The organism is Bradyrhizobium sp. USDA 3240 (genome assembly GCF_054063295.1).
On sequence record NZ_JBSSGD010000002.1, the window covers coordinates 5890610 to 5912976 of the forward strand.

The 22367-nt window shown below is 59.2% G+C and carries 17 protein-coding genes and 5 pseudogenes; 14 read left to right on the forward strand and 8 right to left on the reverse strand.

From position 1 onward, the window contains the following. Positions 1 to 65 precede the first annotated feature (65 nt). A complete protein-coding gene (locus ACVIGA_RS28430; protein WP_456666193.1) occupies positions 66 to 1409 on the forward strand; it encodes an IS1380 family transposase in 1344 nt (447 codons plus the stop codon). 913 nt (positions 1410 to 2322) lie between these two features. Here the strand turns inward: ACVIGA_RS28430 and ACVIGA_RS28435 are convergent. From ACVIGA_RS28435 to ACVIGA_RS28455, 5 genes and pseudogenes are all read right to left on the reverse strand, one after another. Beyond that, entirely contained in the window at positions 2323 to 2487 is a 165-nt protein-coding gene (locus tag ACVIGA_RS28435) for a hypothetical protein (protein WP_166051984.1), read from the reverse strand. Then, a complete protein-coding gene (locus ACVIGA_RS28440) occupies positions 2454 to 2747 on the reverse strand; it encodes an ABC transporter substrate-binding protein (RefSeq protein WP_456668703.1) in 294 nt (97 codons plus the stop codon). The genes ACVIGA_RS28435 and ACVIGA_RS28440 overlap by 34 nt, the downstream gene beginning before the upstream one ends. Before the next feature lie 453 nt (positions 2748 to 3200). Next, positions 3201 to 3914: a MerR family transcriptional regulator gene (locus ACVIGA_RS28445; protein ID WP_456668704.1), complete on the reverse strand. Its 714-nt coding sequence runs from the start codon at positions 3912 to 3914 to the stop codon at positions 3201 to 3203. A gap of 122 nt (positions 3915 to 4036) precedes the next feature. Next, positions 4037 to 4246 (reverse strand): hypothetical protein, encoded by a 210-nt coding sequence (locus ACVIGA_RS28450; RefSeq protein ID WP_166104862.1) that lies wholly within the window; start codon positions 4244 to 4246, stop codon positions 4037 to 4039. 610 nt (positions 4247 to 4856) lie between these two features. Continuing rightward, positions 4857 to 5762 (reverse strand): annotated as a pseudogene (locus ACVIGA_RS28455) (LysR substrate-binding domain-containing protein); the annotation flags it as partial. An 87-nt stretch (positions 5763 to 5849) separates the two neighbouring features. Here ACVIGA_RS28455 and tnpA point away from each other — a divergent pair. The 4 genes and pseudogenes from tnpA to tnpC all read left to right on the forward strand — a co-directional run. After that, positions 5850 to 6245, forward strand: a complete 396-nt coding sequence (tnpA, locus tag ACVIGA_RS28460; RefSeq protein ID WP_208068564.1) for an IS66-like element accessory protein TnpA — start codon at positions 5850 to 5852, stop codon at positions 6243 to 6245. After that, positions 6242 to 6460 carry an IS66 family insertion sequence element accessory protein TnpB gene (gene tnpB / locus ACVIGA_RS28465; protein WP_456668705.1) on the forward strand — a complete coding sequence of 73 codons (219 nt, stop codon included), beginning with the start codon at positions 6242 to 6244 and terminating at the stop codon, positions 6458 to 6460. Before tnpA ends, tnpB begins: the two co-directional genes overlap by 4 nt. Positions 6461 to 7021: 561 nt before the next feature. Next, positions 7022 to 8249: pseudogene (gene ltrA / locus ACVIGA_RS28470) on the forward strand (group II intron reverse transcriptase/maturase). Further along, positions 8246 to 9250 (forward strand): annotated as a pseudogene (gene tnpC, locus ACVIGA_RS28475) (IS66 family transposase); the annotation flags it as partial. The pseudogenes ltrA and tnpC, both read left to right, overlap by 4 nt. A 52-nt stretch (positions 9251 to 9302) precedes the next feature. Here the strand turns inward: tnpC and ACVIGA_RS28480 are convergent. Beyond that, positions 9303 to 9398: pseudogene (locus ACVIGA_RS28480) on the reverse strand (LysR family transcriptional regulator); the annotation flags it as partial. A 620-nt stretch (positions 9399 to 10018) separates the two neighbouring features. Continuing rightward, entirely contained in the window at positions 10019 to 10963 is a 945-nt protein-coding gene (gene nodD1, locus ACVIGA_RS28485; RefSeq protein WP_166104848.1) for a transcriptional regulator NodD1, read from the reverse strand. Between the two features lie 837 nt (positions 10964 to 11800). On the opposite strand from nodD1, the gene ACVIGA_RS28490 reads away from it, so the two are divergent. From ACVIGA_RS28490 to istB, 8 genes and pseudogenes are all read left to right on the forward strand, one after another. Then, a complete protein-coding gene (locus ACVIGA_RS28490; protein ID WP_166104846.1) occupies positions 11801 to 12433 on the forward strand; it encodes a NodA family N-acyltransferase in 633 nt (210 codons plus the stop codon). Continuing rightward, positions 12430 to 13089, forward strand: a complete 660-nt coding sequence (gene nodB, locus ACVIGA_RS28495; protein ID WP_166104841.1) for a chitooligosaccharide deacetylase NodB — start codon at positions 12430 to 12432, stop codon at positions 13087 to 13089. Before ACVIGA_RS28490 ends, nodB begins: the two co-directional genes overlap by 4 nt. Before the next feature lie 17 nt (positions 13090 to 13106). Then, positions 13107 to 14462, forward strand: a complete 1356-nt coding sequence (gene nodC / locus ACVIGA_RS28500) for a chitooligosaccharide synthase NodC (protein ID WP_173640803.1) — start codon at positions 13107 to 13109, stop codon at positions 14460 to 14462. A 30-nt stretch (positions 14463 to 14492) separates the two neighbouring features. Continuing rightward, positions 14493 to 14729: an SAM-dependent methyltransferase gene (locus ACVIGA_RS28505; protein ID WP_321576394.1), complete on the forward strand. Its 237-nt coding sequence runs from the start codon at positions 14493 to 14495 to the stop codon at positions 14727 to 14729. 39 nt (positions 14730 to 14768) lie between these two features. Beyond that, entirely contained in the window at positions 14769 to 15020 is a 252-nt protein-coding gene (locus ACVIGA_RS28510) for an SAM-dependent methyltransferase (RefSeq protein WP_321576691.1), read from the forward strand. After that, positions 14996 to 16339 (forward strand): annotated as a pseudogene (locus ACVIGA_RS28515) (carbamoyltransferase N-terminal domain-containing protein); the annotation flags it as partial. The gene ACVIGA_RS28510 and the pseudogene ACVIGA_RS28515, both read left to right, overlap by 25 nt. Before the next feature lie 111 nt (positions 16340 to 16450). Further along, positions 16451 to 17950 carry an IS21 family transposase gene (gene istA / locus ACVIGA_RS28520; protein WP_166309211.1) on the forward strand — a complete coding sequence of 500 codons (1500 nt, stop codon included), beginning with the start codon at positions 16451 to 16453 and terminating at the stop codon, positions 17948 to 17950. Then, positions 17950 to 18813, forward strand: a complete 864-nt coding sequence (gene istB, locus ACVIGA_RS28525) for an IS21-like element helper ATPase IstB (protein ID WP_166107168.1) — start codon at positions 17950 to 17952, stop codon at positions 18811 to 18813. The genes istA and istB overlap by 1 nt, the downstream gene beginning before the upstream one ends. 416 nt (positions 18814 to 19229) lie before the next feature. On the opposite strand, the gene ACVIGA_RS28530 is transcribed toward istB, so the two are convergent. Beyond that, on the reverse strand, positions 19230 to 19631 hold the full coding sequence (locus tag ACVIGA_RS28530) for a hypothetical protein (RefSeq protein WP_173640807.1): 402 nt from the start codon (positions 19629 to 19631) through the stop codon (positions 19230 to 19232). 806 nt (positions 19632 to 20437) lie between these two features. On the opposite strand from ACVIGA_RS28530, the gene ACVIGA_RS28535 reads away from it, so the two are divergent. Next, a complete protein-coding gene (locus ACVIGA_RS28535) occupies positions 20438 to 21256 on the forward strand; it encodes a YopT-type cysteine protease domain-containing protein (protein ID WP_166104119.1) in 819 nt (272 codons plus the stop codon). The last annotated feature ends 1111 nt before the right edge of the window (positions 21257 to 22367 follow it).

Sequence of the window (22367 nt, forward strand, 5' to 3'; positions counted from 1 at the left end):
CTGAGGTGGCGTAGGATTCGGTTGCTGACACCCACCCTCCGCGCATCCGGGCCGCCACACTCGCCATGACCGACGATACGAGTCTGCCGTTCTCATTTCCAGCCGTTTCCCGCAAGAAGATCACAGCCTCGTTCGACGGCGGCAAGCTGACGTCGGATGGCGGCGTCATGCTTCTGGCCATGGCGGACCGGCGCCTCGGCTTGGCCGCGAAGTTGTCCTGCGTATTCCCCGAGCGGCGCGATCCGGGACGCATCGTGCACAGCCTTGCGGATATGATCCGCGCCCGCATCTTTGCCATCGCGTGTGGCTACGAGGATGGCAATGATCTCGATCGTTTACGCGGCGATCCGGCGTTCAAGCTGGCTTGCGGCCGACTGCCGGACACTGGCCGGGATCTGTGTTCGCAGCCGACCCTATCGCGCCTGGAGAATGCACCACACCTGCGCGAGGTGATCCGGCTGAGCTCTGTGCTGGTTGACCTATGGATGGACAGCTACGCGCGAGCGCCGAGCGCAATCACGCTCGACATCGACGACACGGTCGACGTGGTGCATGGCCGTCAGCAACTCTCGCTGTTCAACGCCCATTATGATGAACACTGCTTCCTGCCGATCCACGTCTACGACACCGAGCACAGCCGGCCTGTTGCGGTCATCCTGCGCCCCGGCAAGACGCCGAGCGGCCGCGAGGTGCGGGCACACCTGCGCCGCCTGGTTCGGCGCATTCGCCGGCGCTGGCCCGATACGCGTATCACCTTCCGCGGCGACAGCCATTACGCCGGCCCCGAGGCGATGACTTTTTGCGAGCAAAACGGCGTCGATTACATCTTCGCGCTAGCCGGCACGAAGCCGCTCGCCAGAAAGGTCGACGAGGTCTGTGATGCAGTTCGAACCGAACGTGCGATCGAGAACAAGATCGTGGTTCGCGGCTACACCGAGACCCGCCACGCGGCCGGCTCCTGGCATCGTGAGCGCCGCGTCGTCGCCCGCATCGAGGCAACCCAACAAGGGCTCGACGTCCGCTACGTCGTCACCAGCCTGGATATCGGCTCGGCTGAGTGGATCTATGACAGCCTCTATTGCGCTCGCGGACAGGCCGAGAACCTGATCAAGCTGCACAAGACCCAGCTCGCCTCCGATCGCACCAGTTGCCGCTCGGCGCTCGCCAACCAGGTCCGCCTCGTCTTCCACACCGCCGCCTATTGGCTCATCCTCGCCGTGCGCGATGCCATCCCAAAGCCGCGCGATCTGGCAACGGCCGAGTTCAACACGATCAGGCTCAGGCTTCTCAAGATCGCAGCCCGCGTCATCGAGACCGCCACCCGCGTCCGTCTCGCCTTCGCTGCGGCGTGCCCCAACGCCGACCTGTTCCGCGGCTTGGCAAACGCTCTGGTCCCGCAAGCACCCTGACGCGCGGGGCATGAGCCCCGGTCACCCCGCTGCCGTCCTCCAACGCGTTCACGAAGTCGGGTCGAAAAGCGGCGAAAAAGCCGAAGCGTTCGCGCGCGCCTTCACCCCGACCGGAAATGTTCCAGCTGCCCCGCCCGGCAATCATGAATAAGACGGGCTAGAGGCCCGTTAGGCGAACCCTTGTCGTCGATAGCTGAAGGATGCGTCAGGACCCCGTCGCCGACGTTGAAGGTATTCCGGATCTTGCCAAAGCACTCGATTGGCGCGTCAACATGCTCGGCTTGATGAGTGCGTGCCACATGGTGAAGTCTTGGTCTGTATGTGTGCCTTGCGATTTGAGCGCAGCGCTGGGTGAGTTGTGCGTTGCGGCGCTCGGCAGCGAGAAGGGGTTTCCATTGACGTCGAAGTTGTAATTCGCGCAGAAAACTGTCTGGCGGAAGGGCATAACGAGAAACTTGCGCAGCTCGAATTAGCGCGAGAGGACGTAAACGACGCAGCGTCTGGCGCCCTGGAAGCTGTGCAGGTCAGGGGCACTTGTCAGCACGGGAACTCCATAGGCTGGAATGTTGCCGAAAATCGATTTTCGCGGCTACGCCGGTTGAAAGGATAGCGGCCAGCACCTCCCGACAGCGCCAATCAAATGCTGCAGGGTGAATGGAGGGCTCATATGGCCAACAAGCCCATCGATCAGGGTAGCCAACCATTAAGCGATCAGGCCGTTGCTTAAAAGACTCGCAAACAATGAGGGTTGGCACGGTACTACTTGTCTATCATCGGACGTAGCTCGTTATCGAGCGTGTCGACATCGGGGAGCTCTGCGAGCGCTGCAGCAAACGCAAGAAGTGCTCCGAGAGCCGCCAGTACAAGGGCGGACGCAACTATTGCAGCTGCCAGGTCTTGAGAACGTCTCATGTCATTCGCTGTTTAGGGAAACGATGCGTTCGCGCCGGTCAGTTCTGCTCGACGGCTTCAACACACCCGTCGCGTAGCGATAGACCAGAAGGGCGGGAGCCGCGTTGTTGCCATCGAACCGGAGCGGCCCGATCAGGTTATCGATCGCCCCTGAACGAAGTGCCACGACAACTCGCGAGGCGTTGAAGGAACCGGCCCGCCCCACCGCCTGTCCGCTTCGGCTTGGACTTCGGAGCCTGGGATCGACGAGAGGGAACAAAAGTGGCCGACGACTGACTGGACTCGGTCCATTGTGAGCCTATTGGCAACTGCGGCCGCTTGCTTCGGATCGCTGGCGTCGTCTGCGACGCTCAACATCACTTTGGTATCTGGCATTGGGCCCGAGGCGTTCAATGCCTCGACGGAGGCCGCCGCACCATCGCGCATTTGCGCGCCAAAACGCAGCGCTGTTCCCGCTCATCGGGCCAGCCACGGCAATATTGACGTCGGAAGCGTGCGCAGTCGAGGCGATGGCGCAGAAGACGAGCGCTGCTCTTGCAGCCGAAGCGTAGCGCCCATTTAGCATTGTAGAACTCCCAATCTCAAATGAAGTGAACGGCCAGCGCCGCGGTCAGCCAGCTGCAGCCCGATGCGGTTGCTTCCGGCAAGCGAATCCATGCGCGGCAGTTCGCCAGACCTCAATCTCGCTAGAGCCTACAATTTGACGTTACGTGCGGTTCAAGCCCCATTCGGGGTTCATGCCGCCAGTTGCAGCAAGTGGCCGTGCGTTAGTGAGGCCGCAGAACGGCAGGCACGAATCAGAACCAGCAGATCAACCGGCGCTTCAACGCGCTTTGATGTGGACCGGGCCGTCCGACAATCCGCCCGTCGGCGCCGCAATCAGTACGGCTGATCTTCCAATCCAGCAAGGGCGAGATCGAGATACTGCATGAGGTGGGGATCCCAACCTGCCAGAGTGCGAGGTGCGCTTAACCGTGTAAGCACCTTCAGGATCGTCGAAACGCGCGAATCGGCGCCGGCTATTTCGCCGATCAGCGAGCGTGCTGCGATCGCGACGGCCTTTGCCCGCTCGCCGCAGGGATGCTCAGCCCTATCCATGCATTCGCGCAGCTCATCGCGGATCCGCCGCCACCGCTCCTCGTGATCTGCAGCCAGCTTGCAAGTGCATCGGGAGGGCTGGCTACGCGTCACGACCCGCGACATGGCATCCAAGGTGGCGGGTAGCTCATCAACACTTACCTGGATTTCACTGTCCGTCGTCATGTTGCGTAAGCGATCTCGCAACAGGGTTGCACGAGCGACTTGAAGCTCTATCCGCTCCAAATGCTTGCGCATGAGGTCCGTAAGTGAAGTCGTACGCTCCATAGCCTTACCGATCTCGAAAAGGGAGAAACCAAGCTCACGCAGCGCTCGAATCTGATGAACCCGTTGAACGCTTTCGCGGTCGTACATCCTGTGGCCGCCGTCGGTGCGTTCGGAGGCAGCTAAGAGCCCCGTGTGTTCATAGTGATGCAGCGTGCGTACCGTCACTCCGGTCGCCTCTGCAAGTTCGCCAATGCGCCATCGACGCCTTCGTGGTGTAGCTTTGCTCATGTTGTTCAATTTCAAAGCCTACAACCTGACGTCACGTATGATTCAAGCTATTTCAAAGCTCTAGCTGGATCGTCTTCCATTCCAGCGCAAGAGATGGTGACTATCCTTAGAATGGCGGGCAATCAACCCTGAGGGGAAATGGTAACCAGTAAGTTCATCAGGTATGCCAGTCGAGCCTCGCTCGCTGCTGTCCGCTCCAAAATGAGTTTTGCGATCGCCGTTCGATTATCGGCAGTTCGCATCGATGGCGGCGACGCGGTGATTGCACTATCAAAAAGACTTCCCAAGCTGGAAAGTTCTTCCGGATCAAATACGCCGCTGTATTGCTCCACGCTCAGCTCCTGTTTGTCATCGCGCTAGGGTCGCGCACGTCGTCGAGACGTTTGGCCGCGGTAGGGCCAAAAGAAGTCGGACCGGCGGCGCGGAGCGACGAAGATGCGATGCGCTTGAAGGTGATGCGATACGGCAACAGGGCTGCGCGATACTGCGTCGAAATTGCGGGGATGTACCTCATCTGCACAATCGATCAGCACAGCGCTCACTGTGGGTGATGATGTGACGCCGGCTAATCCGAATCGAGCTCGCGCCTGGGAGCTACTGATTCTGAGAGTGGACGGCGCGTGGTCCGAAGCTGATTCCAAGTTGTGCATCGAGCCTGGTGCGCCAAAGAGAGAGGCCGGGTGCAGCGTAAGACCCCAGCTGGAGCGGCGGCGGGCGCGTCGTGCTTCGTCTTGGAGGGGTAAGTTGCAAACAACGCAATCGACCGCGTTGCGTCGCAGTTCGCGCGCCGGTCGGATGATAGAATGCGAGCGGCACAGCGGCTGAAGCCATCGGCCGAAACTGACCGAAGTTTATCTGCCAATAACCGGTGTCATTGGAACAAGCGTGAATTGGCCGCGTCGAGACATGCGTCCGGATAGAGGTTACGCACTGCGGACGTCCTTACGACAACGGCGAGCCAGACTCTGCGAAGTCTGCGCCAGTGTCCGCTTGGTCCGAAGCGTTGATGATGAAGCGCTCTTCACGTGTAGATGCCATGCGGGCCGCCTCCTGCAGCAGTATTTCTCGCATCCAGACGCTTTCCGGATCGCTGTTGTGACGGACAGTCCATTGGACCGCCTCGGTAAAAGTGGGGAATGGCTGCGGGGATTCGGCAATCCGAAGGGGTATCATTCTTTGGAAGTGCTTAACGAGCCTTGATGGCATGGTCCCTATGCGAGTCGTGCCTGCCAGCAGGGGCGGAATCATGCTGAAGCTCTGCACGAGAATGTCGATGCGCCGGTTGAGGCCAAGGTCGAGTAAAAAGCATTCCTCGGTGGGGGTCTTGCGCGCACCTCCGAGTTTTACCGAAACGTGCCCCATGGACATATATCGATCAAATGTTAGCCGTCGGAGCAACTGGCTGTTCGTGCCGCAGCCTACGCAAACGAGGCTCTCCTCAAACAGGCTCATCTTAGGATGCGCGCACGACATGAATAATTCCGGCAAGATGATGAAATCGGCCTCACCGCGCCGGAGAATCTCATCGTGATCATCAGCAAGCGCCGCCAGTTCGAAGCTGACGGCGGGAGCTTCTCGCGCAACGCGCTCTACGACGTTTCGCAGGAATACGACTGTTATGAAATCGGAAAGGCCGATCCTGAATCGGCGCTTTGATTGAGCGGGATCGAACACGTTCCGAGCGATAATGGAGAGCTGAATGTGCGTCAGCGCCTCGCGAACGGGAGCTACCAGCGCTTCGGCGCGTGAGGTCGGGACAAGTTCCCGGCCTCTCATTGCAAACAGATCATCGTGGAAATAGGAGCGGCGCCGGGCAATGGCCGCGCTCATGGCTGGCTGACTAAGGTTGTACGCATCCGGCGGGCGCCGTCTTGTCTGACACGCTGTAATTCGCCAAGCGTGTGACCTTAAGTCCAGCTTTAAGGTCATCAGGCGATGCGGGTCGAGATTTTGGGCGGGCTGGAGCGTCGGCGGCGTTGGTCGCAGGATGACAAGGCACGGATTGTCGAGGAGACGTTGGCGCCGGGCGCAAAGGTGACAGCGGTTGCACGTCGCAACAGAGTAGCGGCCAGCCTTGTGTTCACCTGGCGTCGTCAAGCGCGGACATCCGAGCAGGTCGCACCGTCTTTTGCGCCGGTGCAGATCGCCGCCACGGAGGCGGAGGAAACTCCGAAGCTCTTACCTGCGGGTGATAGCCGAGGGCGGTCTGTAGTGGCCGCGCGTATTGGATTGATCGAGATCGACCTCGGTAACCGGCGACGGATCCGAGTGGATTCGCACGTCGATCCAGAAGCGCTGGCGCGGGTCCTCAAGGTACTTGAGCGCCGATGATTGCCATATCAGGTAATGTGCAGGTGTGGCTTGCGACCGGCCACACCGATATGCGCCGCGGCTTCCCGAGCCTCGCGCGTCTGGTCCAGGAGAGTTTGAAGCGTGATCCGCATGCCGGTGATCTCTATGTTTTTAGAGGCCGCCGCGGCGACCTGATCAAGATCATCTGGCATGGTGTGCTGCGGAGCAAGAAGGAGGTGAATAACCGAATTTAATGCGTACAGCTTTATGAGAGATGGAGGATGGCCCTCCTGCATCGGCGTTTCAGGCGCAGATGCAAAACCACGACACTGTGGCTTCGCTTAAAAGGCGCGGTCATGAGCAAGTGTTGCAAAAGTCCCGGGTTTACGGGGCAGGTAAGTATCCAGAAGGCGAGCGAAAGCGAATCTTCCGATGACGCGTCGAAAATTATTTAGACGTCGCCAAAATCAGGGGCGCGTGCCATCCCTGAGATCAATCCGTGAGACGCCTGGATTACTGCGCGGATGGCGACCGGCGTTTAGGGGACGCGATCTGGATATAGGCTCTTGTAGAGAACTGCAGGAACCAGTCGTTGTGATGCCAAGGGAGAAGTTCAAGCGGCGCACACCGCGAGACGAGAGTACCGAAGCACAACACTGGGGCGGATCGGCTCGTAGTAGTGATGAAGGTGCTGTAGTGGAACTGGAGCGAAGGGGCCGAAACAAGTGGGTTGCGCCCATATGCAACTGTGATGAGCAGGAGGACATGTGAGTGTAACCGGACGCAAGCAGTACGATATCGACAAGCAGGCAGTGATGAAGGCCTACAAACTGGTCAAAGCCAATGCGGGCGCGGCCGGCGTGGATAAGGTGTCGCTCGAAGCGTTTGAGAAGGGCTTGAAGGGCAACCTTTACAAGGTCTGGAAACGAATGTCTTCTGGCAGCTACTTTCCACCTGCCGTTCGGGCTGTCCTCATTCCCAAGAAGGACGGCGGACAACGCATTCTAGGTGTGCCGACAGTAGCAGATCGCGTGGCGCAGACGGTCGTCAAGCTGCAGATTGAACAAGCACTCGAGGAAATCTTCCTTCCCGATTCCTACGGCTACCGGCCCGGAAAACCCGCGCTGGACGCCGTCGGCGTCACCCGGCAACGGTGCTGGAAGATGAACTGGGTGCTGGAGTTCGACATCAAAGGCCTGTTCGACAATATCAGCCACAAGTTGCTTATGAAGGCCGTCAGGAAGCATGTGCAAGACGAATGGGCTCTGCTCTACATCGAACGCTGGCTAACAGCGCCGATGCAAGACAGAGACGGAGCGATCACCGCTCGCGACCGGGGCACACCCCATGGCGGCGTGATCAGTCCCGTCCTTGCCAATTAGTTCTTGCATTATGCGTTCGATACATGGATGGCGCGGAACTTCCCGCAGTCGCCGTGGTGTCGATACGCGGACGACGGGCTCGTTCATTGCCGAACCAAGGCTGAAGCGGAAGCCATCAAGGCGGCGCTGCAAGCAAGGTTTAAGGAATGCGAACTCGAAATGCATTCCGACAAGACCAAGATCGTCTACTGCAAAGACAGCAATCGCCCGGGTAGCCATGCCAGTCAGTCATTTGACTTTCTGGGATTTACCTTTCGACCGCGCAGGGCAAGAAACCATCAGAAGAAAGAAAACTTCTGTACGTTCTCGCCAGCGGTCAGCAGGGGCGGCGGTGAAGGCTATGCGTATGACGATCCGGCAGCTCCGGCTCAGGCTTCGCTCGCAGACGGAAGTCGACGCAATTGCCTTGGAACTGAATCCCGTCCTTCGTGGATGGATGCAGTACTACGGCAGATATGGGCGGTCAGAAATGCACAACCTGTATCGATACGTCGATGAATCTCTTAACCGCTGGGCGCGACGCAAATACAAAGGGCTGAAGAATGGAAAAGTCAGAGCCTCCACATGGCTCAGATTGATCCGCTGCCGCAGGCCGAAGCTGTTCGCTCATTGGGCGATGTTGAGTTCTGCTTCGTTACTTGTTGAGAGCCGTATGACGTGATCAACAAGTTCCTGCTGCACCAGCCGTTGAACCGACAGAGCAAGACCTATGCCCGCGAAGGGATCGAGATCGACGTCTCGACCCTGGCGGATCGGATCGGCGCCTGCGTGGTGGCACTCGATCCCATCATTGAGGCGATCCGGATCCACGTCATGAGCGCGGAACGCATCCACGCCGACGATACGACGGTGCCGGTGCTGGCCAAGCTCAAGACGGTTACCGGCCGGATCTGGACCTACGTTCGCGATGACCGGCCGTTTGGCGGCACGGATCCGCCGGCGGCCCTGTTCTACTACTCACGCAACCAGGCTGGAGAACACCCGCAAAGCCATCTTGCCGGCTATGTCGGCCTCATGCAGGCTGATGCCTTCGATGGGTATAACCAGCTCTACAAGGCCCAAAGGAAGCCAGCTCCGATCCTTGAAGCGGCCTGTTGGAGCCACGGCCGCAGAAAGTTCTTCGACCTGGCGAAATCTGGAGAGGCGCCGATTGCCAGCGAGGCCGTGCGACGCATCGATATCCTGTTCGAGATCGAGCGCACCATCAACGGCAAAACGCCGGAACAGCGGCTTGCGGTACGTCGTGATAAGTCGAGGCCGATCGTCGCCGATCTCGAAATCTGGATGCGTCAGCAGCGAACCTTGCTCTCATCAGGCAACGATACTGCAAAGGCGATCAACTACCTGCTCAACCGTTGGGCGGCGTTCACCCGCTTCCTGGACGATGGTCGCGTCTGCCTCTCGAACAACGCTGCCGAATGAGCCTTACGCGGTGTGGCTGTCGGAAGACGAAATTGGACCTTCGCCGGTTCAGATGCCGGCGGCCATCGCGCCGCCGCCGTCTATACCCTGATCGAAACCTGCAAGATGAACGACGTTGATCCGCAAGCTTGGCTCGCGGATGTGTTGGCCAGGTTTAGAGATCACCCCGTCAACAAAGTCGCCGACCTGCTCCCGTGGAATTGGAAGGCGACCCAACAGTCCAGAGCGGCTGCCGCCTGAGCGCCACGGCTGACCGGCGCGCCTGCCCGGGGTGCTGACCGGATGCGTACCTAAGGTTGATCCTGCGTGCTGCTGCAGTGAGGTTGCGCTCAGTCATCAGAGCGTCAAGCGCGACGAGAAGATTTAGATCCAAGCCCTTGAAGCGCATATCGTCTTATCCTGCGCGAGTGTCGTTGCGGTATATTAGAGTAGCGAAAGCGGCTCTGAAGCGCTCTCATCGGATCGCCTGAAACGAATCCGTTCCCATCCTGCGATCGCGAAAGAAGCTCGCGGAAGCCATCGTAAGAAGGGCGCGGAGGGCGGTCGGCGAACGACCGGCGACTGGAGTGTATCGGGAGCCGCGGAGCTGATCGATTTCGACACTCCGGCAACCCCGCAACACGACCTGGTCAATTTACGGCTGGCGCTGGCCCTGGTGCTATGGCCAGAGCCGTAAGTTCGCCGATGCCCCTGTCGATGGCCGCGCAACGCGTCCCAGCAGCGTGCCTACAACCTGACGCGGCGTGGGGTTCAAGAGATTGATTGGACGAATCAAACATTATTGAGAAGTTGCCGCGATGGTGAGCGCTGTGCTTTCACGCAAGCTCGCCGAGTCACGTTTTGCGGCATCTACGGTCAGCGCCTGCCAGGCGTTTGCGACTGACCGACGGCTTGAGTGGCCTCTTAAGGAGGGCGCCGCCCGACACGGCGAAATGAGAAAGCGGCCGAATACGACCAAAGGCCGAACACGGTATTTGCAGCGTGCGGAGAGCGGCTCGTGGCCCCGACCTAGCAGCGCCTGCGAGCTGGGCTCTTCTGATTCGCAGACGTCATGTGGGATCCCTCCTCCAACAGTATCCGCCGCATCCAAATGCTTGCCGGGTCCGTGTTGTGGAAGGCTGGCCACTGAACGGCCTCGGTGAACTGGGGCAGCGGCAGCGGTGGCTCGACGATCCGCAGAGGCGTCCGCTTTTCGAAGTGTCTGGCGAGCCGTAAGGGCATTGTCCCTATGCGGCTCGTGTCGAACAGTATAGGCGGAATGAGGCTGAAGCCCTGCACAACGACCTCAATGCGTCTCTTAAGGCCGTGCTCAAGCAAAAACCATTCCTCGAGGTTGGGCCTTAGCGCCCGCCCGAACTTGGCCGCAACATGTCCCATCGAATTGTATTTATCAAACGTAAGCTGCCCTGACAGCTGCGTGTTCGAGCGGCATCCCACGCATACGAGAGTCTCTTCAAATAACGTCGCCTTCGGATGCGCGCTCGACATGAACAATTCCGGCAGAATGAGAAAATCGACCTCGCCGCGGCGGAGTAGCTCATCGGGCTCATCGGAATATGGTAGCAATTCGAAGCGTACTGCCGGAGCTTCCTGTGCGATGCGATCCACAATCCGCCGAAAAAAGACGATTGTCATGAAGTCGGAGAGAATGATCCTGAACCGTCGGTTCGACTGACTTGGGTCAAACGCGTCCCTTGAGATGATCGAGAGTTGAATATGCAGCAGGGCCTCGCGGACAGGGCTCGCAAGCGCCTCCGCGCCGGGCGTTGGGACGAGCTCGCGACCTCTCATCGTGAACAATTCATCGCGAAAATAGATGCGCAGCCGCGCGATCGCAGCACTCATCGCGGGCTGGCTCAGATTGATTTTCCGTGCCGCCGCAGTGAGGTTTCGCTCGGTCATCAGAGCATCGAGCGCAACCAGAAGGTTTAGATCAAGTCCCTTGAACCGCATGTTGTGAGTCTATCCATCGTGTGGATGAGTTCTATCGAAACAACGGAATGTTGGATAGCAAACATCAGTTTGGAAACTGATTAGGCGTACCACGATGGCTGCTTGCCATTACGCGAGTTCCGAAACGGACTGCTGGGGTGTGCGAGCACCTGCCGAATCCGTTTAGGGGCGGGTGTCGGCGCGCTATCCGAGCAACGTCTGTTCTTCTCGGTGCGACGAGCGGCCTGACACGGCGCTCGCTCGTACTGCCGATAAACGTTCGTATGTGTCTTCCATCCCTTTCCATATTTGTGGTTTACCCGCGTACACTAGAGATGGCTTACGCCTCACCCTAGTGTCGGAACCGAGAGGCAGGCGCACATTGCGGATGCCAAACGTCACCCGCGACCGGCCAAATAGTTGCTTGTCCATCACATTCAGAGTGTGTCGAAGATGCATATGACCCAAGTTGATCTGGGGCCGATCGGGAGCGCTTGCGGTGAGATCTCGTTCATCGATGGGGCGCCATCAGACCGCACAGCATCGATAGCAATCCTGGACCGGACCGAACCTCTTGATAATGCGGGTAGGTGCCGGACAATCCAAGCGCCACGTCGGCATGTCTGGCAGATCTCGGACATGACATTGACTGGGATGACCAGCGCCGACTGCACGATCGCCTCTTCTCTGGCCAAGGCGCCACTCCAAGGGGGCCGTTCTGCCGCGCCGCTGGCGAACTGAGCCGGGCGCCGGCGCCCCACGTCAGTGCATTCGAGTATTGATCAGCGATTCAGCCGATAGTGAGTTGTTCACGTGACCACCTCCGCTCTTAACGTCACTGGTGCAGGGAAGCCCGTCATGAATATTCCCGGATCTCGGTCGGCGGAAAGTCGTTCCGCGCGCCCTCAAGTGCAGTGGAGCCTGCATTGGGAAAGCGAGCTGCGGCTGGGCGACCATACCGAGCTCGCTGAGTTTTTCCGCGAAAGCTATGGGCCGACCGGTGCTTTTAATGCGCAGCCATTTGAGGGGAGTCGAAGTTGGGCCGGTGCAAGGCCGGAGGTCCGCGTAATTGGTTACGACGCGCACGGCGTAGCTGCTCACATCGGCGCCCTACGCCGCTTCATCAAGATTGACGGGGGCGATCTACTCGTGGCCGAACTGGGACTATATGCGGTGCGTCCGGATCTCGAGGGGCTTGGAATCAGCCACTCAATGCGCGTGATGTATCCTGCGCTGCAGGAGCTCGGGGTTCCGTTCGGCTTTGGTACGGTTCGGCCCGCGCTTGAGAGGCACCTTACCAGACTGATTGGAAGGCAGGGGCTGGCAACCCTCATGTCCGGCATTCGCGTCCGGTCCACCCACGCAGATGTGTATCCCAATTTGCTGCCGGTCCGGATCGAGGACGTTCTCGTGGTGGTGTTCCCGCTCGGACGCCCGATCAGCGAGTGGCCGGCCGGGACGATCATCGACCGGAACGGGCCTGAGCTGTGAAAGGGCTCGTCCCCCTGTCTGCGGTGCGTCGCGACTACGCCGACGTCAGCGCAAGTCGCTGTGTCTATTTGACCTTTGATGATGGGCCAAATCCATTTTGCACGCCCGACGTGCTCGATGTGCTGACGCAACATCGGGTGCCGGCGACGTTCTTCGTTATCGGCACGTACGTGACCGATCAGCCTGAACTCATTCGACGAATGATTGCGCAAGGACACGAGGTTGCAAACCACACGATGACGCATCCGGATCTCTCCAGATGTGAACCAGCGGTGGTTCACGATGAAGTGCTAACGACGAGCAAGGCGATCCGTTCGGCATGCCCGCAGGCTTCGCCCAGGCACATGCGAGCACCCTACGGCTTATGGACCCAAGCGGTCCTCGCTACGACAGCGAGCGCTGGCCTCACAGCTCTGCACTGGTCGGTCGATCCGAGAGATTGGTCGCGCCCAGGCGTCGATAGGATTGTGAATTCAGTGCTGGCGGCCGTTCGTCCAGGCGCAATTGTACTTCTGCACGACGGGTATCCTCCTGGTGAGGAAAGACTCTGCAGCGATGCCACTCTGCGTGATCAGACGGTGATGGCGCTGTCACATCTGATACCGGTTCTGCAACAGCGCGGGTTTGCAATCCGTCCGCTTCCTCAACTTCACTAAACAAAACTGGCCCCAAAATGGACCTGCTCGCTACAACCAGCGCTGTCGCCGTTTCGTCTTATGCGCTGCTCTCAACTGTCTACAAGAGCGCGCAAGCGCTCTATGCTCAGCCGGCGAATACCTCGTCGCTGCAGACCGATCTGGGCCAATCCGAGGTAGCTCTGCCCAGCGTGGACGTCATCGTGCCTTGCTTCAACGAGGACCCGAACACGCTCTCCAAATGTCTCGAGTCGATTGCAGGTCAAGACTACGGTGGAAGACTGCAGGTCTATGTGGTCGACGACGGATCTGCAAATCGCGATGTCGTGGGGCCTGTACACGACCTCTATGCGAACGATCCGAGATTCAGCATCATCCTGCTGGCCAAGAACGTTGGAAAGCGCAAGGCGCAGATCGCCGCTATACGTAGCTCGTCCGGGAACCTGGTGCTCAACGTCGACTCGGATACGATACTAGCCGCTGACGTGGTCAAGAAGCTTGCATTGAAGATGCAGGAGCCGGAAGTCGGCGCCGCCATGGGCCAGTTGATAGCGAGCAACCGCAGCCAAACCTGGCTAACCAAGCTAATCGATATGGAATACTGGCTAGCGTGCAACGAAGAGCGCGCGGCACAGGCTCGCTTCGGTGCAGTCATGTGCTGCTGCGGCCCCTGCGCGATGTATCGTCGCTCCGCCCTCGCTTTGCTGCTTGATCAATACGAAACGCAATTCTTTCGCGGAAAGCCGAGCGATTTTGGCGAGGATCGCCACCTAACTATCCTCATGCTCAAAGCGGGATTTCGAACCGAGTATGTCCCGGATGCCATCGCGGCAACAGTCGTACCCGACAGCCTTGGGCCGTATTTGCGTCAGCAACTCCGTTGGGCACGGAGTACCTTTAGGGACACGTTTCTTGCATTGCGCCTGCTGCCCGAACTCGATGGCTATCTCACGCTAGACGTTGTCGGACAAAATCTCGGCCCTTTACTCCTCGTATTGTCATCACTGGCTGCGCTTGCACAGCTCGCAATCGGCGGTTCGGTGCCCTGGTGGACGGGATTGACAATTGCTGCAATGACAATAATCCGGTGCAGTGTCGCGGCGTTTCGTGCCCGCGAATTGCGCTTTATCGGCTTCTCGCTCCATACGCCTATCAATATATTTATCCTACTTCCTTTGAAGGCTTATGCGCTTTGTACATTGAGCAATAGCGATTGGCTGTCGCGCAAGCTCGTCAATGTGCCGAGCGCAGGGGACAAGAAGGCCACTATCCCGGCTACTAACACTGGATCGAGCGCTGCAGCTACTGCAGAAATTGTTGAAGCAATTCGCAAGCGGAGGTCGCGCGGTTCCTCGGGCGAGCCGGCGACTGACAATATGTGCGGTGGCGATTGATCGAGCCAATAACAACAGGTTAATCAACCCATGAGACTGGACAAGAACTATCATCTGTTCGAGCGTGATCTTGCTGTTGGTGATCAGTGGCGCCTCGACAGTAACCCGTTGGAACAGGAGCGTTACGCGCAAATGTTTCGGATGTCGCGTTCCAATGGGGATGTTACGCGTGCCCTTGAAGTCGGAGGTGCAGCCTTCGCATTCACGGAAATGCTGGGACCCCACTGCCAGCGAATTACCGTGCAGGATGTCATGCCGCAGGATTAAGCGCGCACGGCAAAGAACGGAGAGGCGGTCATGGTGAGCATGCTTGCGCCAAATGGCGCTCTGGTCTTCGGATTCGCGCGTGATGCTTGTCGACGCTGGGGCCATGCTGCTGAGACGGCGATTGCTCTCTTGAATGAGAGTTTATCCGAATCGAGCGTCAGCACTGCCAGACTGGTTCGGTCGACCAAGATTGCCTGCTCGTTCTGTTCCGGAAGTCGAATAGCTCGTCGAAACAATCAAATTGCGGTCGTTGGGCCGAGGGGCGTATGCGCATCTGCGGCATCAAGTTGACACATGACGGGGCAATTGCTGTCGTCGAGGATGGGCGGCTTGTCTTTTGCACCGAGCAAGAGAAGCGCGGCAATAATCCTCGCTATCAATCCATCGATAATCTCGATGCAGTTGTACTTGCATTGGCGGAGCATGGCCTGGATCCGCGTGATATTGATCAGTTCGTCATCGACGGCGGGGATGGCGAGCGCGAGTCGCAATTCCTGGTCCTCAGTGGGGCCGTGCCGATCGCGCTGAAAGGGGCGCCATATGTCGAGCGCCGTGCTGAGGGCCTTCTTGATTGTGTCGACGGTTTTGGCTTGATCCTTGCCAGCAAGGTGTTTCCCTACAAGAGTTACCCGCACGTCACCGGCCACGTTGCCTCAGCATATAGCACCAGCCCCTTTGCCGTCTCGGGTAGACCCGCGTTCTGTCTGGTATGGGACGGCTGGATCTCTCCACGTCTTTACTATGTTGAACCACAGGGGGGGCGGCTCGTTGGATGCCTGTTTCCGATGATTGGCCACGCCTATGCTGTCGCCGGCCTTCACTTCGGGCCTTACAGTTGGCCGAATCGCACCAATTCGGACTTGGGCATCGCCGGCAAATTGATGGCCTACGTCGCGCTTGGTTCTGCCAACGAAAGCATTGTGGCGGTGTTTCAGGAGCTCTACGACAGGCGCTTCGCGGCGGACACGCAGCAGGCTCGTCGCTATCGCGCGGACATCAACAATGCCGAAGCGTCACTCGCAGCTATGCACGACTTTTTCGAGGCGAGCAGACTGCGCCTCATGGCCGAGCGAGCGGAGGACGTCCTTGCGTCGTTTCATGTGTTCCTGGAACGTCTCCTTATCCGGGAAATCGCAATGGTGTTGCTGCGGCATTCGTCGCTTCCGGGAGCGCGGAATCTATGTATAGCCGGCGGCTGCGGTCTTAACATCAAGTGGAATAGTGCGCTTCGCGCGACGGGACTGTTCGATGACGTCTGGGTGCCGCCATTTCCGAATGACAGCGGCTCGGCAATCGGTGCAGCTTGCAGTGCGCTGGCGGCGCAAGATGGGTTCGTGCCACTGGAGTGGTCAGTCTACAGTGGTCCTGCCCTGCAAGCCAGCGAGGTTCCGCCAGAATGGGAGGCCGCGCCGTGCAGTTTGCGCGATCTTGCGGCCATTCTCGCCGACAACGAGCCGGTGATCTTCCTTTCCGGGTGCGCGGAGCTTGGGCCGCGGGCGTTGGGCGGCAGAAGCATTCTTGCGGCCGCGACCTCGCCGGCAATGAAGGATCGTCTCAACGACATCAAGCGCCGCGAATACTTCCGACCGGTGGCGCCGATTTGCCTAGAGTGTGTTTCGGCATGGAATAAGGACCCCGTTTCGGGGTGATCGGCATCCAATCGGGACCCCGGGATAAGGGTCCACAGTGGCTTCCATCGAGTCATGGAAGCCGAGGTTGGGATGCTGGTGGTGGAGACGATTGGTAAGATCCGTCGCGCCTACTTTGTTGATGGTCGTCCGATCAAGGCGATCTGCCGAGAACTTGGCGTATCGCGGAAGGTGGTTCGCAAGGTCATTCGTTCTCAAGCGACGGAGTTCCGGTACGAGCGCGAGACGCAGCCGCTCCCGAAGATGGGTGCCTGGAGTGCCGAGCTTGATCGGTTGCTGGCAGGGAATGAGAGCAAGGCGGCGCGGGAACGGCTGACGCTGATCCGGCTATTCGAGGAACTCCGCGGCCTGGGTTATGCCGGCGGCTATGATGCGGTTCGTCGATACGCCCGACGGTGGACCAAGGAACGCGGCACCTCGACAGCGTCGGCTTATGTGCCGCTGAGCTTTGCACCAGGCGAAGCCTACCAGTTCGACTGGAGCCACGAGGTGGTCCTGCTGAGCGGCACCACGGTGATGGTGAAGGCTGCTCATGTTCGGCTCTGTCACAGTCGCATGCTGTTCGTGCGGGCCTATCCGCGGGAGACGCAGGAGATGGTGTTCGACGCCCACGACCGGGCATTCGCCCTGTTCAAAGGCACCTGCACCCGCGGCATCTACGACAACATGAAGACCGCGGTGGAGACGATCTTTGTCGGTAAAGGCCGTCTCTACAATCGCCGCTTCCTGCAGATGTGCAGCCACTATCTGGTCGATCCGGTCGCCTGTACGCCAGCGTCGGGCTGGGAGAAGGGGCAGGTCGAGAACCAGGTCGGGCTGGTCCGGGAGCGCTTCTTCACGCCGCGGCTGCGGTTCAAAAACCTCGACGAGTTAAACGCCTGGCTGCTCGACAAGTGCATCGCCTACGCCAAGGCTCATCGCCATCCGGAGCTGGTCGATCAGACGATCTGGGACGTGTTCGAAGCCGAACGCCCCAAACTCGTTCCCTATGCCGGCCGCTTCGACGGCTTCCATGCGGTGACAGCATCGGTCTCGAAGACCTGCCTGGTGCGCTTCGACAACAACAAGTACTCGGTCGCAGCCAGTGCAGTCGGACGACCGGTCGAGGTTCAAGCCTATGCCGATCGCATCGTGATCCGTCAGGATGGACGTATCGTTGCCGAGCACCCGCGATCCTTTGGCCGCGGCGATACCGTCTACGACCCCTGGCATTATGTGCCGGTGCTCGCCCGCAAACCCGGCGCCTTGCGCAACGGTGCTCCCTTCAAAGACTGGGTGCTGCCGGCCGCGATCGAGCGGATCCGGCGCAAGCTGGCCAGCACCGACGATGGCAATCGGCAGATGGTCGACATCCTCACCGCGGTGCTGACTGACGGTCTGTCCGCGGTGGAAGCGGCTTGTGCCGAAGCGCTCAGTCACAGCGTCCATTCCGCCGATGTCGTTCTCAATATCCTGGCCCGTCAACGTGAACCCGCCCCACCGGCCAACATCATGACGCCGGCCGCACTGACGCTCCGTCATGCACCGATCGCCGATTGTGCCCGCTACGACAACCTCCGGAGGACCATCTGATGGAACGAACCCAAATCTTCGACCTCATGGGCGAACTTAAGCTCTACGGCATGAAGGCTGCCTTCGACGAGATCATGGCAACTGCCGTCAAGCGCCAGCACGAGCCTCAACGCATTGTCGGCGACCTGCTCAACGCCGAGATCAACGAGAAGCAAGCCAGGTCGATCAAATACCAGCTCACCATTGCAAAGCTGCCGCTCGCCAAGGACATCGCCGACTTCCAGTTCGACGGCACGCCGATCAATCAGACTCTCGTCAATGATCTCGCTGGCGGCGGCTTCATCGCCCAACAACGCAACGTCGTGCTGGTTGGCGGCACCGGTACAGGCAAAACCCACCTGGCGATTGCCATCGCCAGAAGTTGCATCCGCGATGGCGCCAGAGGACGCTTCTACAACGTCGTCGACCTCGTCAACCGGCTCGAGACCGAGACCCGCAACGGTCGGCAGGGACGGCTCGCCGAGCATCTGACCCGCATGGACTTCATCGTTCTCGACGAGCTGGGCTATCTGCCGTTCGCGCAATCCGGCGGTCAGCTCCTGTTCCATCTCATCAGCCGGCTCTACGAGCGCACCTCCATCATTGTCACCACCAATCTTGCGTTCGGCGAATGGCCCAGTGTGTTCGGTGATGCCAAAATGACCACCGCGCTACTCGACCGATTGACCCATCACTGCGACATCGTCGAGACCGGCAACGACAGCTGGCGATTCAAAAGCCGCGACGATGTTCAAACAACCCGCGCTCGCGCCGTCTCCGCAACCCCGACCAGCTCCGACGACCCGAGCGCTACCAGCAGAGCACGCCGATCAAAGGGGTCCCTTTTGGATGCCGATAGGGGGTCCCAGTCGAACGCCGATTGACAACGCACCGGAGATTGCGCGATCGGTATAGCTGTCGACGACTGTCCAGCCTTGTTTCTCGGCGTGCAGAGCCGCAACTGATCCTCGATTGAAGCGTCTCGCTGATTGTCTGATGAGTAGCGGGCGCAGGCGCGACCTTCAGGAGGCGACTCCTTACATCGCAAGGCAGTCTCGTATCCCCCTATCTGTTTCGGCTCGAACGAAGTCCCGTGCGGCCTGTCGCGCCAGCAGTCGGACCAGATTGACGAGGCGCGGATTTGAAAATCCATGGCTTGCCTCGGGTACCGACGTGGTGGCGAGGCAGGGTCGAGCGTCGTCGCAGCAATAATTTTGTTGTGATCGCTCCTCTTGGAAGACGGGCGTCTCGTCATCGGCACACGTCCGATCGACGACGAGCTGGACGAGCGCACCGTCATTCAATGCGTCAATCGTGGCAAGCGAAGACGGAGAAGGGATCTGGCCGCGGCGGGGAACGCGGTGATCGGCAAACCTGACGCCTTCAAGTTCGTATGCCGCGGCAGTGTCTCGGCCCAACGTCGCGACCAGGTTCGATCGGCCGCCGTGAAACGGGGCGTCCCTACCGTGGTGATCTGGTCCGGCGCGGGTTCGAGGAGCATCTCCGGCTTCGGGCCGAATTTCTGCTGCGGCGCCTCGTCGACAGAGTTCCGTTCCCCGACAGTGAAGTCGACCTGCGCAATTTCGTCGATACGTTTCAGGACGTTGATGAGGGGCAGGCCGTTGCAATGTTCGCCCGGGCATTCGATGGCCCAGCGCTTCGGACGCCATTTCAGCAGGAGAGCAATCTCCACGCGTTCCAACAGGCCATCGACGACACTATCAGAGTGCTCAGCACAGGCATATCTCGCAACGCGAGAAGGTGTCGAAATCCACCGACTTCCCTCGTTACGCCACATCCGCGATGCGAGCATCCGCAGCGCTCTGGAGCTGACGGCCGTGAATTGGATCAGCTTCGCCGCCGATTGCGCTGCTGTCCTCCGGAGAAATCAGGCCCTGCGGCTGCGGCAATCCCACTTGCCCCACCTTCTTGCTTTCCGACGACCGTTCCTTCCTTCAATGTCGTCCTGGAATGACGCCGCCCAGCGCAAAGATAGCACGTCGTTTGGCGACCAGATAACAACCTCGCGGAGGCGATCGCGGAACAGATTGCCGAGCAGCGCCAGGCCGTCACGAAACAGGGAATACCGATGGTCGCCCGCTTCGCAGCTCACTGTGAGGCCCTCACTGACGGACAGCCGAACCCGATCGGTTAAAGGTCGGTAGTTGAAGCGTTGGCGGTATTGCCCGCTCACCGCCGCGAATGATTCCGGTGAGCGCACTCAGGAATTCGGCGCCAGCCTCACCGCTACTATCCTGGCAAACAGCGTTGCGGAGGAATTGTCCGTCCCCACGATAGCGCTGCTCAAGGCCACCTACCGGATATGCGCGGGAGGATCTAACACAGCGCTACGCCGCACCGTATCAGACATTGTCAGAACTTCGCCAAAGGAACGATTCTAAGCTGGACAACAGCTGCCCGTCAGCTTGGCTGGGTATCCTCGCAGCAGGGCCTAAGCATCCCGAATCGATCCGTGGAAACTAGCGCAGCACAGAAAGGTGAATCGTCATGTACGATCGAATCAGTAGCTCATCGACACGCACTAGCCAAGCTGACGAACTGAGTCAGTCGGTGGATAGCGGCAGCTTTACGGAAACACTAGCACATCTCTCGCCTCAGTGGAACTCACAACCGGGGGAGTTGCCCGACAAGAGGGGGGCCTGCTGCAGCAAGCCACATACCTCGGATGAAAACGACGTTCGAACTTCCAGTGCCTCCGACCCCAGTACATCCGCTCCAGAGAGTCCGGCCACCTCCTTGTTTGATTACAGAACGGCCGATCTGCGTGATGCGAATGTGGACGGCATCTGCGTTGGGCTGACTGCGGAGTGGTTCCGCAATCTTAACAACAGCCCACCAACCCGAATGCGTGCGCTCACACCTGGGTCGCAAACGCACGCCTCAGCGGCTGAACGGCAGCAGCAATATCAAAATCTCAAGGATCAGTTGCGAAGCAGGGGAGCAGACTCTTCTCACGCCGACCTTCGGGCACAGAATGCCATTTTGGAGGAAGCTGGCTTGGAACCGGCTGGAGAGGAGAAGAGATTCGCATTCGGCAAGTCTTCGAACGTCGAGCGCATGGTGAACGAAATCAACAAAGACCGATCGAACCATTTGCTCAGCTTGTATTTCGCCGAAGGCGGCGCACACACAGTGGCGACGTCGGCCTCCAATGGAACGACCACGCTTTTCGACCCTAACTTTGGAGAATTTACTGTTCGATCAGATCCGAACCAGATGGCTTCATTGTTACAAAGCCTCGCCGATCGTTACAGGAATCCCAACGGGCAACATTTGTCGACAATCACGACGCAAAGGATGCAGTGAGTTGGGACTGCAGGCCGGTGGTGATTGACGCCTTCTGTGAAGGCGCGGATGCGTCGGCCAGCGCGGCGTCGGGAGCCAGCTCTGCGGCAGATGGAGGAATTTCCTTCCAAGAGCTTGGCAGCGGTGAATGAGGCCGCAATGGCAATGATCGTCGCGTATAAGAGCGCCACGACGAGAACAGTCACCCAGTTGGATTGTGAACCTTGAGCAACGTGTCGCTCCGGCGAACTCTGACTTGACGATGTCGCAGCAGAAGGCCAATGCATTGATTTCATCGGGGCGATTAAGGCGTGATCGAAAGGCAGATTTATCTGTGCTCTTCCATAGCAAGCCTCAGACCTTGGGATGCGCTGCGCTTTTCCGCCTGAGATAAACGAGACCCGTCCCCGCGCCGAGACCAAGAGATCGTCCCCGCGCCTGCACTCCTGCGGCAAGCCAACCGAAGTGCCTCTCACCTCTTGCGGGACCGTGACAATGTCATGAAGGCCGTCCAAGAACGCCGGTTTTAGAGAATCGATTGTCGTCGAACGGACAACGAAGGCGAAGCCCGGCGCATCGTTCCGCGTTTCCTCGAGCCGCCCTTGCTGATTGGTGCCGAGCGGGCGCAAGTAATTCGTTCTGCCGCGCTCTATGAAACGGAGAAAATTCGTGTGATAAACAATCTGGCAGGGCGTCGATATCTTAAAGTAGACTCGCACCTGCATGTACCGCCGTCCGTCTCGAATTTCGCCGTCAAGAGAGACTGTCACAGCGCGGTTCCCCTTATTGCGCGTATAGGGACCAATTGTCTTGCACCGAGGGGGCTGGGCGAGCGCTAGAATCCTTTGCTTGGCTCCTCCTGACGCCGGCGGCATCGACGCGGTCGTCGATTGGAAGAGCGACGTGGCTCCGGATGCCTCGAGCACCCGCCACTACGGGCAGCAGATCGCCGGCTATAGAAGCAGAGCAACGCCAATCCACCGGTCAGGTCGGCGAACTCGCTTAGCAAGCAACGCTGCTGATGGTGAGGCGCTTCGAAGCGACGACAGAGCTTAGTCGCGGCTGAGACTTAATCTCGAAGCCAGCCTTAGCGCGGCGAAGCGCTCAAGCACCGCCGGATGAAGGACTGCCT